Here is a 15,194-nt window from a genome sequence, read left to right as displayed (position 1 = left end):
CGCAGTCTAGCCCAGCCCCCCTGTGGCCGCGCCTGCGCCGCGTTGACCAGTCAGCTGGAGTTCCGGACAGATGCCGTTTTCCCTGGCCGATGCGCGCTTCGCGCTCGACCGTTCCATTTCACTGCTGCGCCGGGGCGCGACCAGCCTGGGCACGCGCGGCTGGCGGGCGACCTGGCAGCGGGTGACCGCGCAGCTGGGCCTGCTGGCACCGCCGCAGCGGCGTCCGCTGCTGGCCGCCGACCCCAGCCCGTTCAGCCCGTTCTCCGTGCCCTGCGCGGCCGAGCCGCGGGCCACCATCGTGATCCCGGTCTACAACGGGTTCGGCCACACCCTCGCCTGCCTGCGGGCCATCGCCGCCGCGCCGCCGGAGGCCGGCGTCGAGATCGTGGTGGTGGACGACGGCTCCAGCGATGAAACCGTCGAGGCACTGCCGCAGGTGGAAGGCCTGCGCTACCACCGGCGCCCCGCCAACGGCGGGTTCATCGCCGCCTGCAACGACGGCGCCGCGCTGGCCACGGGCGACTGTCTGGTGTTCCTCAACAACGACACCGTGCCGCAGCCGGGCTGGCTGGACGCGCTGCTGCGCACGTTCGAGCAGCATCCGGGCACCGGCCTGGTCGGCGCCCAGCTGCTGTATCCCGACGGCCGCCTGCAGGAGTCTGGCGGCCTGGTGCTGCGCGACGGGCGCGGGGAAAGCCGCGGCCGCTTTGCGGATCCGGATCATTCGCTGCTGCGGTTCGCCTGCGAGGTGGACTACTGCTCCGGCGCGGCGCTGGCGATCCCGCGCGCGCTGTTCCAGTCCCTGGGCGGATTCGATCCGCTCTACGCGCCGGCCTATTACGAGGACACCGACCTGGCGTTCCGGGTGCGCGCCGCCGGCCACCGGGTGCTGTGCCAGCCCGACGCGCGGGTGGTGCACGTGGAGGGCGCCAGCGCCGGCAACGACCTCTCCTCGGGAATGAAATCGGCACAGCTGCGCAACCAGCCGGTGTTCGCCGGGCGCTGGGCGCAGGTGCTGGCTTCGCACCCGGACAGTCCCCCGGACTCGCTCAAGCCGGTCGCCGATGGCCGCCAGGTGCTGGTGATCGACGCCCTTACCCCCACCCCGGATCGCGACTCGGGCTCGCTGCGCATGGTCAACCTGATGCGGCTGCTGCGCGAGGAGGGCGCGCACGTGGTGTTCGTTCCCGCCGACCGCCGCCATGCGGGCGAGGACACCGAGCGGCTGCAGGCGCTGGGCATCGAGGCCTGGTACGCGCCGCACATGGGCGGGCTGCCCGCCTGGCTGAAGGCGCACGGGCCACGTTTCTCCAGCGTGATCGCCAGCCGCCACTACGTCGCCCGCGGGCTGCTGCCGCTGCTGCGCAAACATGCTCCGCAGGCGCGGCTGGTGTTCGACAGCGTGGATCTGCACTACCTGCGCGAGCGGCGCGCGGCCGACCTGGCCGGCGACGCGCGGCTGCAGCGCACCGCCATGCGCACGCAGGCGCTGGAGCTGGACGTGATGGCGCGCAGCGACGTGACCCTGGTGGTCAGTCCCGCCGAGCGCGAACTGCTGGCGCGCGACGCGCCGCAGGTGCGGGTGGAGGTGATCTCCAACCTGCACCAGGTGGCCGGTGCCGGGCGGCCGTTCGAGCAGCGCCGCGACCTGGTGTTCGTGGGCGGGTTCCGCCACCCGCCCAACGTGGACGCGGTGCGCTGGTTCGTGGAGTCGGTGTTCGCGCGGGTGCGCGCCGCGCTGCCGGACGTGCGGTTCCACTGCATCGGCGGCGACCTGGTGCCGGAGATCGAGGCCCTGCGCGAGCACCCGGGCGTGCTCGTGCACGGCTACGTGCCCGACATCACCCCGTACATGGATGGCTGCCGGATCGCGATCGCGCCGCTGCGCTATGGCGCCGGGGTCAAGGGCAAGATCAACCTGAGCATGGCCCACGGCCAGCCGGTGGTGGCGACCGCGACGGCGGTGGAAGGCATGCACCTGCGCCATGGCCACGACGTGCTGGTGGCCGATGACGCGGACGGTTTCGCCGACGCGGTCATCCGCCTGTACGGCGACGCCACGCTGTGGATGGAGCTGAGTATCCACGGCCACGAGAACATCCGCCGGCACTTCTCACCCGATGCCGCGCGCGCCACCGTGCGCGAGGTATTCTTCGACTGAGCGTCAGGGCCCCGATGCGGAAGCGGTGCGCAGCCGCTCGCTGAACTCGGCCAGCCCCGGCACCGACGGATCGGTCTCGCGCGCGTACTGCAGCGCGGACGTGGCCCTGCCCAGCTCGCCGGCGCCAAGGCGCTCGTCGCCCACGGCAAGCCAGCGCTGGGCCAGCCGCTGCCGGGCGGTGGCCAGTTCGCCGGCGTCGTCGGTGAGCGCCGTGCGCGCGTCCAGGCAGGCGCCCGCGCGGCCGAGGCTGTTGCTGCGCAGCTCGCGTTCGAAGCAGTCCGTGGCCGTTTCCAGCAGGCGCACCCGGGTTTCAATCACCTGCGGGTCATCGGGGGCGATTGAACGGGCCGCGTGCAGCTTGTCGTAGGCGTTGCCGCCGGGCGGCTCCAGCAGTTCGCCGCGCTCTTCCGCCGCGGCGATTTCCTCGAGCAGCACCGCGACCCGCTGCCGGCGCTCGGCGGGAGACTGCGCCGGATCCACCCGCGCGTGGAGCGCACGTGATGCCTCGATGCGTTCGGCCACCGCCCGCAGCTGCCCGTCGCCGGGCGCCAGCTCGCGCGCCCGGGCCAGGGCCGCTTCGGCCTCGGCGAACCGGTATTCCACCGCCAGCCGATCCGCACGGCGCCCCAGCGCCCGGCCGACCTGGATCAGGCCGGCCGCCGCCGAATCGTCATCGGCGTCCATCGCAAGCAGCGCACGGTAGAGCTCGGCCGCACGCTCCAGGCGCCCGTTTTCCAGCTCCTCGCCCGCCAGGGCCAGGATGGCGTCGTACTCCTCGGTCAGGCGCGCCCGGGTGTCGGGCAGATCCATGTGGCCCGGGTCGAACCCACTCGACAGCGCGATCAGCGCAGCCGCCTCGGCCAGCTCCCCGCCGCGCAGCGACGCACGGGCCTGCTGCAGCAGCTCGGCCACCGCGTCATCGCGCCCGCGCAGCGCGCCCAGGTGGGCGGGATCCAGACGCAGGATGCGCCGGTACAGCGGCAGCGCCGCATCGTTGGCCCCGTGCAGGCGCCCGTCCCGGTACGCCTCTTCCGCCCGTTCCCACAGCTCGTCCAGGCCGGCCCCGGCGATCTCGCGCTCGCGCAGGGCGGCAGCGACCGCGTCGGTATCGGCCCGCGGCGCGGACAGCTCGCGCGCAAGGCGCAGGGCATCGTGGGCGGCGGTGAAGTTGCCCGCGCCGGTTTCCCGCCGGGCAACGTCCAGCGCCGCCCGGGCCACGTTGGCCAGCCCCTGCCGCGGCCCGGGGCGGTCGGGATCCATCGCCAGCGCCGCCTCGTACAGTTCACGCGCACCGCTGCCGTCGGCGGCGCTGAGATGGCCGCGCGCCAGGGCGGCGTCGGCTTCGGACAGGGCCTGCTGGGCGGAGTTCTGTGGCCACAACCGCTCCGCCAGCGGCTGCCTGACCGCCAGCAGCACGAGCAGCAGCAAACCACCCGCCGCCGCCATCCACGGCCAGTTGCGCCGGAGGAAGTCGTCGGGCGGCCGCGAGCCTCCGCTGTCCGGTTCCCGGGTGGACGACATCTGTTCCTGCGCGCGCATCACCGGCCAAGCATAAGAGCAGGCGATGAACGGCGGCGTGAGCCGCCTGGATCAGGAGCGGTAGGCGCGCTCCACGCCGGGGATGGCTTCCATCCTCCCCAGCAGCCTGGACAGCTGCCCGAAGTCGCGCACCCGCACCTGCAGGCGCAGCCGCACCAGCCCCGACCCGCCCATGCGCTCGCTGCTGATCGCATGCACGTGGGCATCCTCCTGGGCGATCAGGGTGGTCAGATCCTTGAGCAGGTACTTGCGATCCACGCCCTCCACCGCCACCGCCACCTCCTGCGCGCCGCTGGCGCTGCCCCACTCCACCGGCAGCGCGCGCTGCGGTTCACGCGAGACCAGGCGCAGGTAGGCCGGGCAATCGCGGCGGTGGACGCTGACGCCGCGCCCGCGCGTGAGGTAGCCGCCAATCTGCTCTCCCGGCACCGGGTGGCAGCAGCGGGCCACCTGCACCAGCAGGTTGTCGACCCCGACCACGCTGAACTCGGCGCTGCCCGCCGGCCGGCGCCGCGGCGGCCTGGGCGCGGCCACCGGCGGCTCCTCGCTGCGCCTGGCCTCGGCCTCGTGCTCCAGCAGGGCCCGGGTGACCTGGTGCGGGCCGACGTCTCCCAGCGCCACCAGCACGTACAGATCCTCGATGCTGGCGACGCGAAACTTGCGCAGGGCCGGCCCCGGATCCGCATGCTGCAGGCCCACGCGCTTGAACTCGCGATCCAGCAGCTCGCGCCCGTCCTGCTCGTTGCGGGCCCGGTCGAGCTTGTGGAACCAGTTGCGCACCTTCTCGCGCGAGCGTGCGCTGGCCAGGTATCCGTTGGCGGCCACCAGCCAGTCGCGGCGCGGCTCGGCCGTCTTGCCGGTCAGGATCTCGACGCGGTCGCCACTGGCAAGCCGGTGGTCAAGCGGGACGATCCGGCCGTTGACCTTGGCCCCCCGGCAGCGGTGCCCGACCATGGTGTGCACGTGATAGGCGAAGTCCAGCGGCGTGGCCCCGTGCGGCAGGTCTATCACCTCGCCCATCGGGGTCAGGGTGTAGATGCGGTCCTCGACCAGCTCGGTGTCCAGGGCGCTTGCCAGCGACGCATCTTCCCCGCCCTCCTGGTGTGAATCCAGCAGCCGGCGCATCCACTCGATCTTGCGCTCCAGCGCCGCGTCGCCCGCGCCGCCCTCCTTGTAGCGCCAGTGCGCGGCCACGCCCAGCTCGGCCTGCTCGTGCATCTGGAAGGTGCGGATCTGCACTTCCAGGTTCTTGCCCTCCGGCCCCACCACGGCGGTATGCAGGGAACGGTAGTCGTTGCGCTTGGGCCGGGCGATGTAGTCGTCGAACTCGCTGGGGATCGGCGTCCACAGCGCGTGCACCACGCCCAGCGCGGCGTAGCAGGCGCCCACGTCGTCCACCAGCACGCGCACCGCGCGCAGGTCGTAGAGCTCGCCGAACGGCACGTTCTTGCGCTGCATCTTCTTCCAGATGCTGTAGATGTGCTTGGGCCGGCCGTCAATTTCGGCACGGATGCCCTGCGCGGCCATGGCCCGGGCCAGCTGCTTGCGAACCTGTTCGATATAGCGTTCGCGGCCTTCGCGCTTGTCGTCCAGCAGCCCGGCGATGCGGTGGTAGGTCTCCGGCTCCAGGTAGCGGAAGGCCAGGTCCTCCAGCTCCCACTTGAGCTGCCAGATGCCCAGCCGGTTGGCCAGCGGGGCGTGGATGTCGCGGGTCAGGGCCGCCAGCGCCAGGCGGTGTTCTTCGGGCCCGTCCGCCGCCGCGCGCATGTGCGCCAGCTGCTGCGCCAGCAGGATCGGCACCACCCGCAGGTCGCGCACGATCGCCAGCAGCAGGCGCCGCAGGCCCTCCTGGTTGCCGCGCCCGCTGCGCTCGGCGTGCAGGTCCCAGACCTGGCCGCTGGCCTGCAGGCCGTCCATCAGGGCGTGGGCGGCCGGATGCTGCTTCTGGATCCGGGACACCAGCGGCACTGCCCATTCGCGCACCGCGACCAGCACCGCCGCTGCGACCATGTCGGCATCGGCCTCCAGCCGTGCCAGCGCCTCCAGGGTGTCGGCCAGCACCGGCAACGGCTCTTCCAGTCCGACCACCGCATCGGGGTCGCCTGCGTGCTGCTCCAGCAGCTGTCGAAGCCCGGGCGCGAGGGTCTCGGCTCCGGGCAGTGCCAGCAGGGCCTGGAGCGATGTGCGGGCTTCGGACACCGCCGTTCGTGCCTCTTGGTGGGGGATGTGCTTACACTAATGCGGTCCGCCGAAGAGGAACAGCCCATGCCCCGTTTCCGCACCCTGCTCGCCGGCGCCCTGCTGGCATGCGCCGCACCGCTCGCGTTCGCGCAGCAGCCCCTCCAGCAGGAGATGACCGCCGAGGAGTTCGCCGCCGCGGGCCTGGACAAGCTCAGCGCCGCGGAACTGGATGTCCTCAACCGCTGGCTGCAGCGGCAGGTGGAGGAGGAAACATCGGTGGTGGTCGAGCAGGCGCGCGAGGAAGGCCGCCAGCAGGCCCAGGTCGAGGCGGCCGGGCGCAACGACGGCGGCCTGTTCGGCAGCTCGGGCCCGCGCGAAGAGTTCCAGAGCAGTATCGTGGGCGAGTTCTCGGGCTTCGGCCGCGGCCAGCGCTACACCCTGGCCAACGGCCAGGTGTGGGAACAGATCGACGCCTCCACGCTGGCAGGCGTACGCAAGACGGATCCGCAGGTCACCGTCTCGCCCGGCATGCTGGGCGCCTGGTTCCTGCGCATCGACGGCTACAACACCCGGGCCAAGGTACGCCGGGTCAACTGACCTCCTGCAGGGCCTGCAGGCGCCGCGCCAGCTTCTTGCTGGAGACGTTGCCGCGGGCCCCCAGCTCCTGGGCGTGGATTGAGACCCGGAGCTCTTCCAGGTCGCGGCGGAAGTCGCGCCAGCCGGGCTCGTCACCCGCGCCCTCCAGCCGCGCCTGCATCAGCGCCTGGACGAACGGCGCCAGCTCCAGCATCCGCTGCTGGTCGCGCACCGGGTCGCGCAAGGCGCGCTCGGCGCGCAGCTCCAGCGCCTGCAGGTAGCGCGGGTACTGCGCCAGCAGGGTTTCGGGCACGTCGCGCAGGAAGCCCGGCGGTGCCAGCGCGGCCAGGTGGGCGTGCATGTCGTCGAGGTTGGCCCGCGCCCAGCCCATCAGGTTCGACTCCAGGCCGGCGCGCACCGCGGCCACCCGCTCCAGGATTTCCTCGGCCAGGCGCAGCCTGCGGGTGGCTTCGGCGAACACGCCGCGGCCGACCCGGTCACGCAGATCCGCGAACGCCCCGGCATCACGCACGTCCTCTAGGCCGTCGACGGTGAGCGCGGCGAACGCCCCCTCCACCAGGTCTTCGCGCAGCAGGTCGCCCTCGCGCACGCCGCCCGCGGCCTCGATCGCCGCATACAGCAGCGCGGTCTTCGGCTTCACCGGCAGCTGCTTGCGGGCCTGGCGCAGCTTCACCTCCAGCGCGATGCGCAGCAGCCGGCGCACGCCGCCCGGGTGCAGGCGGCGGGCCCGGGCCGGGTCGGCATGCACCGCCAGGGCGACGGAATCACCCTCGTCCGACAGCGCCGGATAGGCGGCCACGCCGCCTGCGCCGGGCACCGAAACCGGCACCGGCTCGTCCGGGAACGCGGTCAGCCCCTGCCGGGCCATGCCTTTCGCGGCGCGAGCGGAGAACGCTTCCGCCGCCCGCTTGCCGAACCGCGCCCGCAGCGCTTCCAGATCGCGTGACTCGGCCAGCACCTTGCGCCCGCCGGTATCGAGCAGGCGCAGGTTCATGCGCAGGTGCGGCTCGAGCGCGGCCTCTTCGAAATCCAGCCCGGCCACCTCCACGCCCGTCATCCGGCGCAGGAACGCCGCCAGCGCGCCGGCGAAACCGTCCGCTTCCGGCTGCACATGCGCCTGCGCGAATGCCCGCGCGAAGTCCGGCGCCGGCACGAAGTTGCGCCGCAGCGCCTTGGGCAGCGAGCGGATCATCGCCGCCGCCTTGTCTTCGAAGAAACCGGGCGCGAGCCAGGTCAGCCGGGCCGGATCAAGCGCGTTGAGCAGGTGCAGCGGCACCACCAGGGTCATGCCGTCGTCCACCGCGCCGGGTTCGAAGCGGTACTGCACGTCGAGCCGGGCATCGCCCAGCGCGATCACCGGCGGGAACTTCGCCGCGTCGCTCTCGTCGCCCACCAGCAGGTCGTCGCGGCTCCACTCCAGGGTGCGCTGCGCATCCTTGGGAGCCTTGCGGTACCAGGCGTCGAGCGAGCGCGCATCGACGATGTCCGACGGGATCCGCTGGCCATACCAGTCGGCCATCCAGTCCTCGTCCACCACCAGCCCGACCCGGCGCTGCTTGGCTTCCTCCTCGCGCGCCTGCTCCAGCGCGTCCAGGTTGCGGGCCAGGAACGGGCTGCGCAGGTTGACCTCGCCCATCGCGAGGCCTTCGCGCAGGAAAATCGCGCGGGCCTCGGACGGGTACAGGCGGCCGTAGTCCACCGGCTTCTTCGGCGCCAGCACCAGGCCGAACAGGCTCACCTGCTCGCTGCCGATGACCCGCCCCTGCGAACGCGACCAGCGCGGGTCGTGGTGGCGCCGGGCCAGCAGGTGCGGCAATTCAGCGATCGCCCATTCCGGCTCGATCGCGGCGTTGGTCAGCGCCCACACCTTCTCCGTGTCCAGCAGCGTTGCCGAAAGCACCCACGGCGGCGGCTTGCGCGCCAGGTTTGAGCCGGGGAACAGCTGGAATTTGCGACCACGCGGGCCTTCGTACAGGCCACTGTCGGCGCGCTTGCCGATCTGGGTCGGCAATCCGGCGATCAGGGCGCGGTGGAGGACCACGTACGACGCGGCATCCAGGCCAGGCGGCGAGCCGCCCGACGGATCCTGTCCTGCCTTCGCAGCCCCGACCGCCTTCTCGCTCCACCCCAGCTCCGCGCACTGCAGCTTCAGCTGCCGGTGCAGTTCGCGCCACTCGCGCATGCGCAGGAAACCGAGGAAATGCTTCGTGCACCAGCGCCGCAGCTGCGACTGGGTCAGGTCCTCGTGCGCCTGCCGGTACGCCTCCCACAGCTTCAGGATGCCGACGAACTCCGACTTCGGATCGGCAAACACCGCATGCGCATTGTCGGCCGCCGCGCGCTGGTCGGCGGGCCGCTCGCGCGGGTCCTGGATGCCGAGGAAGGAGGCCACCACCAGCATTTCGCGCAGGCAGCCATGCGCCTGCGCGGCCACCAGCATCCGCGCCAGCTTCACGTCCACCGGCAGCCTGGCCATGGAATGGCCAGTCGCGGTCAGCCGCCGGTCCTCGTCCACCGCGCCCAGTTCGGTCAACTGCTGCCAGCCGTCGGCGACCGCACGCGGATCGGGCGGGTCGATGAACGGGAAGTCCTCGACCAGGCGTGGATTGGGCTTCGCCCCACCCCGGCCCCGCCCGCGGCCTCGCCGCCCGCCACCGCCTTCCTCCCCCAGCCCGAGCGAGCGCATGCGCAGGATCACCCCGGCCAGCGCCGCACGGCGGATTTCCGGATCGGTGTACGCCGGCCGGGCCAGGAAATCCGCCTCCGCGTACAGCCGGATGCAGGTCCCCGGCGCCACCCGCCCGCAGCGACCCTTGCGCTGGTCGGCGCTGGCCTGCGACACCGGCTCCACGTGCAGCCGGTCCAGCTTCTGCCGCGGGCTGTAGCGCTTGACCCGGGCCAGCCCCGGATCGACCACGTAATGGATGCGCGGCACGGTGAGCGAAGTCTCGGCCACGTTGGTCGCCAGCACGATCCGCCGCTGCGGCCCCGGATTGAACACCCGGTCCTGGTCGCGCGCCGACAGCCGCGCGTACAGCGGCAGCACCTCGGTATGGCGGTATTTGCGCTGCTCCAGCGCCCGGTGCGCGTCGCGGATCTCGCGCTCGCCGGGCAGGAACACCAGGGTGTCGCCGGTGCCGCGCTCGCGCATGATTTCGTCGCAGGCGGCGACGACGCCGTCGAGCACGCTGCGCTGGCCCTCGTCCTCGCCCTCCCCTTCCAGCGGCCGGTACCGGACCTCCACCGGGTATCCGCGCCCCTCCACGTCCACCACCGGCGCATCGGCGAAATGTTCGGCGAATCGCCCGGTGTCGATGGTGGCCGAGGTGACGATCAGCTTCAGGTCCGGCCGCCGCTTCAGCAACTGCTTGAGGTATCCCAGCAGGAAATCGATGTTGAGGCTGCGCTCGTGGGCCTCGTCGATGATGATCGTGTCGTAGGCCGACAGCCAGCGGTCCGAAGCGATCTCGGCCAGCAGGATGCCGTCGGTCATGAACTTCACCGCCGTCTCCGCGCTGGCGTGATCGCTGAAGCGGACCTGGAAGCCCACCGCCCCGCCCAGCGGCACCTGCAACTCCTCCGCCACCCGCCGCGCCACCGCACGCGCTGCGATCCGGCGCGGCTGGGTGCAACCGATCGTCCCCGCGGCCCCGCGCCCGGCCGCCAGGCACAGCTTGGGCAACTGGGTGGTCTTGCCCGAGCCGGTCTCCCCGGCCACCACCACCACCTGGTGGTCGCGGATCAGCTCCACCAGGCGCTCGGCGTGGGCTGCGATCGGCAGCGAAGCGTCCACCTGAGCCTGCGGCAGCCGCGCGGCCCGCTCGCCGCACTCGGCCACCGAGGCCTGCAGGGCCTGCTCGAAGCGTTCGCGCGCCTCGGCCCGCGCCGGTTCGGCATTCCACTTCGACCACAGGCCGATCAGGCGGCCGCGGTCGCGCGCCATCGCGCCGTCGATCGCGCGCCGGGCCTGGCGGGGCGTGCCGCTGGAAGAATCGGGGGACTTCATCGTGTACTGGAGTTGGGCGCCTGGCGCGTGGAATCAACCGGCTGCGGCCATCCATTGTCGCCCTATGGAGGCTGCCGCGCCCGTGACGGCGGCGATGCCCGACCCCGGGCCGGGCGGTTCACCGATGGGCCGGCCACGGGACGGCCGGTATCCTAGTGGCATGTCACTCCCCCAGCATCCACGCGCGCTGGAGACCCTGCAGCGCGTCTTCGGCCACTCCGCGTTCCGCGGCGAACAGGCCGCGATCGTCGACCACCTCGCCGCCGGCAACGACGCCCTGGTGCTCATGCCCACCGGCGGCGGCAAATCGCTGTGCTACCAGCTGCCGGCGCTGCTGCGGGACGGCACCGCGGTGGTGGTTTCACCGCTGATCGCGCTGATGCAGGATCAGGTGGAGGCCCTGCTGCAGCTGGGCGTGCGCGCCGCCTACCTCAACTCCACCCTGGAGCTGGAGCAGGCCCAGGCGATCGAGCGCCAGCTGCTGGCCGGCGAGCTGGACCTGCTCTACGTCGCCCCCGAGCGCCTGCTGACAGCGCGCTTCCTGTCCCTGCTCGACCGCGCCCGGATCGCACTGTTCGCGATCGACGAGGCCCACTGCGTGTCGCAATGGGGCCACGATTTCCGGCCCGAGTACCGCGAGCTGACCATCCTGCACGAGCGCTGGCCGCAGGTGCCGCGGGTCGCCCTGACCGCCACTGCCGACCCGCCGACCCAGCGCGAGATCGCCGAACGCCTGCAGCTGGAGGACGCGCGGCGCTTCGTCAGCTCGTTCGACCGCGCCAACATCCGCTACGCGGTGGTGCAGAAGGACAGCGCCAGGCGCCAGCTGCTGGACTTCATGGGCGGGCGCGAGGGGCAGGCCGGCATCGTCTACTGCCTGTCACGGCGCAAGGTGGAGGAATTCGCGGACTTCCTGGTCGCCAACGGATTCGACGCCGTGCCCTACCACGCGGGCATGCCGGCGGCCGAACGCGCCGCCAACCAGCGCCGGTTCCTGCTCGAAGAGGGCGTGGTGGTGGTGGCCACCATTGCCTTTGGCATGGGCATCGACAAGCCGGACGTGCGCTTCGTGGCCCACATGGACCTGCCCAAGTCGATCGAGGGCTATTACCAGGAAACCGGCCGCGCCGGCCGCGACAGCGAGCCGGCCGACGCCTGGATGTGCTACGGCCTGGCCGACCTGGTGCTGCTGCGGCAGATGATCGAACAGTCCGAATCGGGCGAGGAGCGCAAGCGCCTAGAGCACCGCAAGCTCGACGCCCTGGTGGGCTACTGCGAGTCGATGCGCTGCCGGCGCGAGGTGCTGCTGGCCAACTTCGGGGAGGACTACGCGCCCGCCGACGGCGCCTCCGCCGGCTGCGGGAACTGCGACAACTGCCTGCAGCCGCCCGAAAGCTGGGACGCCACCGAGGCCGCGCGCAAGGCCATGAGCGCGGTGTACCGGAGCGGCCAACGCTTCGGCGCCGCCCACGTGATCGACATCCTGCGCGGCTCGGAAAACGCGAAGATCCAGCAGTTCGGCCACGACCGGCTGAGCACCTACGGCATCGGCAGCGACATCGACGCGCGCAGCTGGCGCGGCGTGTTCCGCCAGCTGGTGGCCCACGGCCTGCTGGAAGTGGACGCCGAAGGCTACGGCGGGCTGCGGCTGACCGCGGCCAGCCGCCCGGTGCTCAGGGGCGAACAGCAGGTGCTGCTGCGCAAGGTCGCGCCGCCGCGCCGCGAGCGCGAGCGCAGCCGCAACGCACGCACGCCGGCACCGGAGCTGGAGCTGGCGCCCGCCGACCTGCCCTTGTTCGAGGCCCTGCGCCAGCTGCGCGCGGAGCTGGCGCGCGAGCAGGGCGTGCCCGCGTACGTGATCTTCCACGACAGCACGCTGCGGGAGATTGCCGCCACCCGCCCGGCCTCGGAGGCCGAGCTTGCCGGCGTCGGCGGCATCGGTGCCGGCAAGCTGGCCCGCTACGGGGAGATGGTGCTGGAGACGGTGATGGACACGCCATGAAAAGACGGCCGCGCCCCGCCCATCCTGGTGATCGACGGGGGCGCGGCCGTCAAAACTTCCGACGCGGAACGCTCAGCGCTGGCCGCCGACCTCGATCTCCACGCGGCGGTCCAGCCGGTGGGGGTCGAAGTCGTGGATGTTTTCCACCAGCAGCCCGATCAGGGCATCCCGCGGCACGGGCGATCCGGGGGTGGCGGCCAGCGTTTCCATGATCCGCCGCTCGGCCAGGCCCAGCACCACTTCGCCCCCGTCGGGGGACAGGATCTTCCAGCCGCCCTCGTCCAGCCGCCAGCCGCTGGCGCCCGGCGCTGGCGGACGAACCTGGGCCGGCTCCACGGCCGGCGCGGCGGCGCCGGTTTCGGCCGAGACCCTGTTGCCGAGGTTGCGCAGGGTGGCGGCCAGCTCCCGCAGGTCGGCAGGCTTGGACACGTAGGCGTCAACGCCCGCCTCCAGCCCGCGCATGCGGTCGGCTGCCGAGCTGCGCCCGGTGAGCATCACGATCCCGATCGAGGGCGACAGCCCGCGCAGGTGGCGGGCGATGGAAAAGCCGTCGTCGTCAGGCAGGCCCACGTCCAGCACGACCAGGTCGTAGGGATCGGCGAGCATCGCCCGGTACAGCTCCAGCGCGCTGCCCATGCCCCGCACCTGGAACCCCGCGCGCGACAGCACCGGCACAAGGATCGCATCCCGGTATTCGGGATCGTCCTCGACCACCGCGAGCCTGGCTCCGGTATTGACCTGACCTGATTGCGTATCCATCAACCCTGCTGCTGCACCCCTGCCCTGCACGCCCGGCGCCGGTGATGCTGCCGATGGCCCGGGCACCTTCGACTTTGGTCGAATGCGGACGTGAATCCGGCGCCGGAAGGCCTTTCGACGCCCTGCCGGAGAAGACCGCGAAGCTGGTGGGCCGTGATGGATTCGAACCATCGACCAGCGGATTAAAAGTCCGATGCTCTACCGACTGAGCTAACGGCCCGGAGGCGTGGACCAGCCTGCATTTCGCTTGCGGACGGCCTACAATGGGACCGATTTTACACGCGGCAACGGTTCGGGGTCACCCCGGGCCGGCGATGGAGCGCGCGGGGGCAGCGTCCCGCGGCACCGGTCGTCAGGAAGGTGCGGTTTTCCGCCTTGATCCAGATCAAGCGCGGGACGCCCTCCAGCCGCAACAATATCGCCCGGACCAGAGACCACCCCCACCATGGCAGAATCCAGCATGAGCGCGGCCATCGACCCCAGCGCGGGGCCGGCCGATTCCACAACCAAGGGCTACTACAACGACAAGGTGGTGCTGCAGTTCGCCGTCGCCACGGTGGTCTGGGGCATCGTCGGCATGCTGGTGGGCGTGGTCATCGCCGCCCAGCTGTACTGGCCCACGCTGTTCGAAGGCATTCCGTGGCTCAGCTACGGCCGGCTGCGCCCGCTGCACACCAACGCGGTGATCTTCGCCTTCGGCGGCAGCGCGCTGTTCGCCACCAGCCTGCACGTGGTCCAGCGCACCTGCCATGTGCGGGTCATCAGCGACAAGCTGGCCGCGTTCGTGTTCTGGGGCTGGCAGGCGATCATCGTCGCGGTGGCCATCACCCTGCCGCTGGGCTACACCCAGAGCAAGGAATACGCGGAGATGGAGTGGCCGATCGACATCGCCATCACGGTGGTGTGGGTGGCCTACGCGGTGCTGTTCTTCGGCACCATCGCCAAGCGCCGGGTTTCGCACATCTACGTGGCGAACTGGTTCTACGGCGCCTACATCATCGCCATCGCCCTGCTGCACATCGTCAACAACCTGGCCCTGCCGGCCGGGCTGGACAAGTCCTACATCATCTACACCGGCGCGGTCGATGCGATGGTGCAGTGGTGGTACGGCCACAACGCGGTGGGCTTCCTGCTGACCGCCGGCTTCCTGGGCATGATGTACTACTACGTGCCCAAGCAGGCCGGGCGCCCGGTGTACTCCTACCGGCTGTCGATCGTGCACTTCTGGGCGCTGATCTCCATCTACATGTGGGCCGGCCCGCACCACCTGCACTACACCGCCCTGCCCGACTGGGTGCAGTCGGTGGGCATGGTGTTCTCGCTGATCCTGCTGGCCCCCAGCTGGGGCGGCGCGATCAACGGCATCCTCACCCTGTCGGGCGTGTGGCACAAGCTGCGCACCGACCCGATCCTGAAGTTCCTCATCGTCGCGATCAGCTTCTACATGATCGCCACCTTCGAGGGGCCGATGATGTCGATCAAGACCGTCAACTCGCTGTCCCACTACACCGACTGGACGGTGGGCCACGTGCACGCCGGCGCGCTGGGCTGGGTGGCGATGATCTCGATCGGCTCGATCTACGCGCTGATGCCGCGCCTGCTGGGCCGGGAGACCATGTACTCGGTGAAGTGGATCGACGCCCACTTCTGGGTGCACACCATCGGCGTGGTGCTGTACATCGCCTCGATGTGGATCGCCGGCGTCATGCAGGGCCTGATGTGGCGCGCCACCAACGACGACGGCACCCTGACCTACTCCTTCGTCGAGGCGCTCAACGCCACCTACCCCTACTACTTCGTGCGCCTGCTGGGCGGCGTGCTGGTGGTGAGCGGCATGGTGCTGATGGCCGTGAACACGTGGAAGACGTTCGCAGCCGCCCGCGACACGCGGGCACCGCAGCCGGTGCTGCCGCCCGACGCGACCAACGTTCGCGCCTGACGCCTGGATA

Annotated in this window: 8 protein-coding genes and 1 tRNA gene; 4 read left to right on the top strand and 5 right to left on the bottom strand. The window is 71.4% G+C overall.

The genetic code is table 11. The features are described from left to right. Window positions 1-70: 70 nt before the first annotated feature. Window positions 71-2,161, top strand: coding sequence for a glycosyltransferase (locus ACOZ90_RS10280; RefSeq protein ID WP_422893562.1), 2,091 nt, complete (start codon window positions 71-73; stop codon window positions 2,159-2,161). 3 nt (window positions 2,162-2,164) lie between these two features. On the opposite strand, the gene ACOZ90_RS10275 is transcribed toward ACOZ90_RS10280, so the two are convergent. Further along, a complete protein-coding gene (locus tag ACOZ90_RS10275; protein ID WP_422893561.1) occupies window positions 2,165-3,700 on the bottom strand; it encodes a hypothetical protein in 1,536 nt (511 codons plus the stop codon). Window positions 3,701-3,751: 51 nt separating this feature from the next. Then, window positions 3,752-5,926 (bottom strand): RelA/SpoT family protein, encoded by a 2,175-nt coding sequence (locus ACOZ90_RS10270; RefSeq protein WP_422893671.1) that lies wholly within the window; start codon window positions 5,924-5,926, stop codon window positions 3,752-3,754. Between the two features lie 39 nt (window positions 5,927-5,965). Between ACOZ90_RS10270 and ACOZ90_RS10265 the strand changes: the two genes are divergently transcribed. Beyond that, window positions 5,966-6,478: a hypothetical protein gene (locus tag ACOZ90_RS10265; RefSeq protein ID WP_422893560.1), complete on the top strand. Its 513-nt coding sequence runs from the start codon at window positions 5,966-5,968 to the stop codon at window positions 6,476-6,478. Here ACOZ90_RS10265 and hrpA read toward each other — a convergent pair. Beyond that, on the bottom strand, window positions 6,471-10,484 hold the full coding sequence (gene hrpA, locus ACOZ90_RS10260; protein WP_422893559.1) for an ATP-dependent RNA helicase HrpA: 4,014 nt from the start codon (window positions 10,482-10,484) through the stop codon (window positions 6,471-6,473). The two genes, ACOZ90_RS10265 and hrpA, sit on opposite strands and share 8 nt — an antisense overlap. 160 nt (window positions 10,485-10,644) lie before the next feature. On the opposite strand from hrpA, the gene recQ reads away from it, so the two are divergent. Then, entirely contained in the window at window positions 10,645-12,486 is a 1,842-nt protein-coding gene (gene recQ / locus ACOZ90_RS10255; RefSeq protein ID WP_422893558.1) for a DNA helicase RecQ, read from the top strand. A gap of 72 nt (window positions 12,487-12,558) precedes the next feature. On the opposite strand, the gene ACOZ90_RS10250 is transcribed toward recQ, so the two are convergent. Together ACOZ90_RS10250 and ACOZ90_RS10245 are read right to left on the bottom strand one after the other, a co-directional pair. Then, entirely contained in the window at window positions 12,559-13,245 is a 687-nt protein-coding gene (locus ACOZ90_RS10250; RefSeq protein ID WP_422893557.1) for a response regulator transcription factor, read from the bottom strand. Window positions 13,246-13,389: 144 nt separating this feature from the next. Beyond that, window positions 13,390-13,465 (bottom strand) — tRNA-Lys (locus ACOZ90_RS10245). Between the two features lie 240 nt (window positions 13,466-13,705). Between ACOZ90_RS10245 and ccoN the strand changes: the two genes are divergently transcribed. Further along, entirely contained in the window at window positions 13,706-15,184 is a 1,479-nt protein-coding gene (gene ccoN, locus ACOZ90_RS10240; protein ID WP_422893556.1) for a cytochrome-c oxidase, cbb3-type subunit I, read from the top strand. Window positions 15,185-15,194: the final 10 nt, after the last annotated feature.

It is taken from the genome of Luteimonas dalianensis (assembly GCF_049339425.1).
GTDB classification, from domain to species: domain Bacteria; phylum Pseudomonadota; class Gammaproteobacteria; order Xanthomonadales; family Xanthomonadaceae; genus Luteimonas; species Luteimonas dalianensis.
This window is presented reverse-complemented; position numbering and strand designations above follow the sequence as displayed.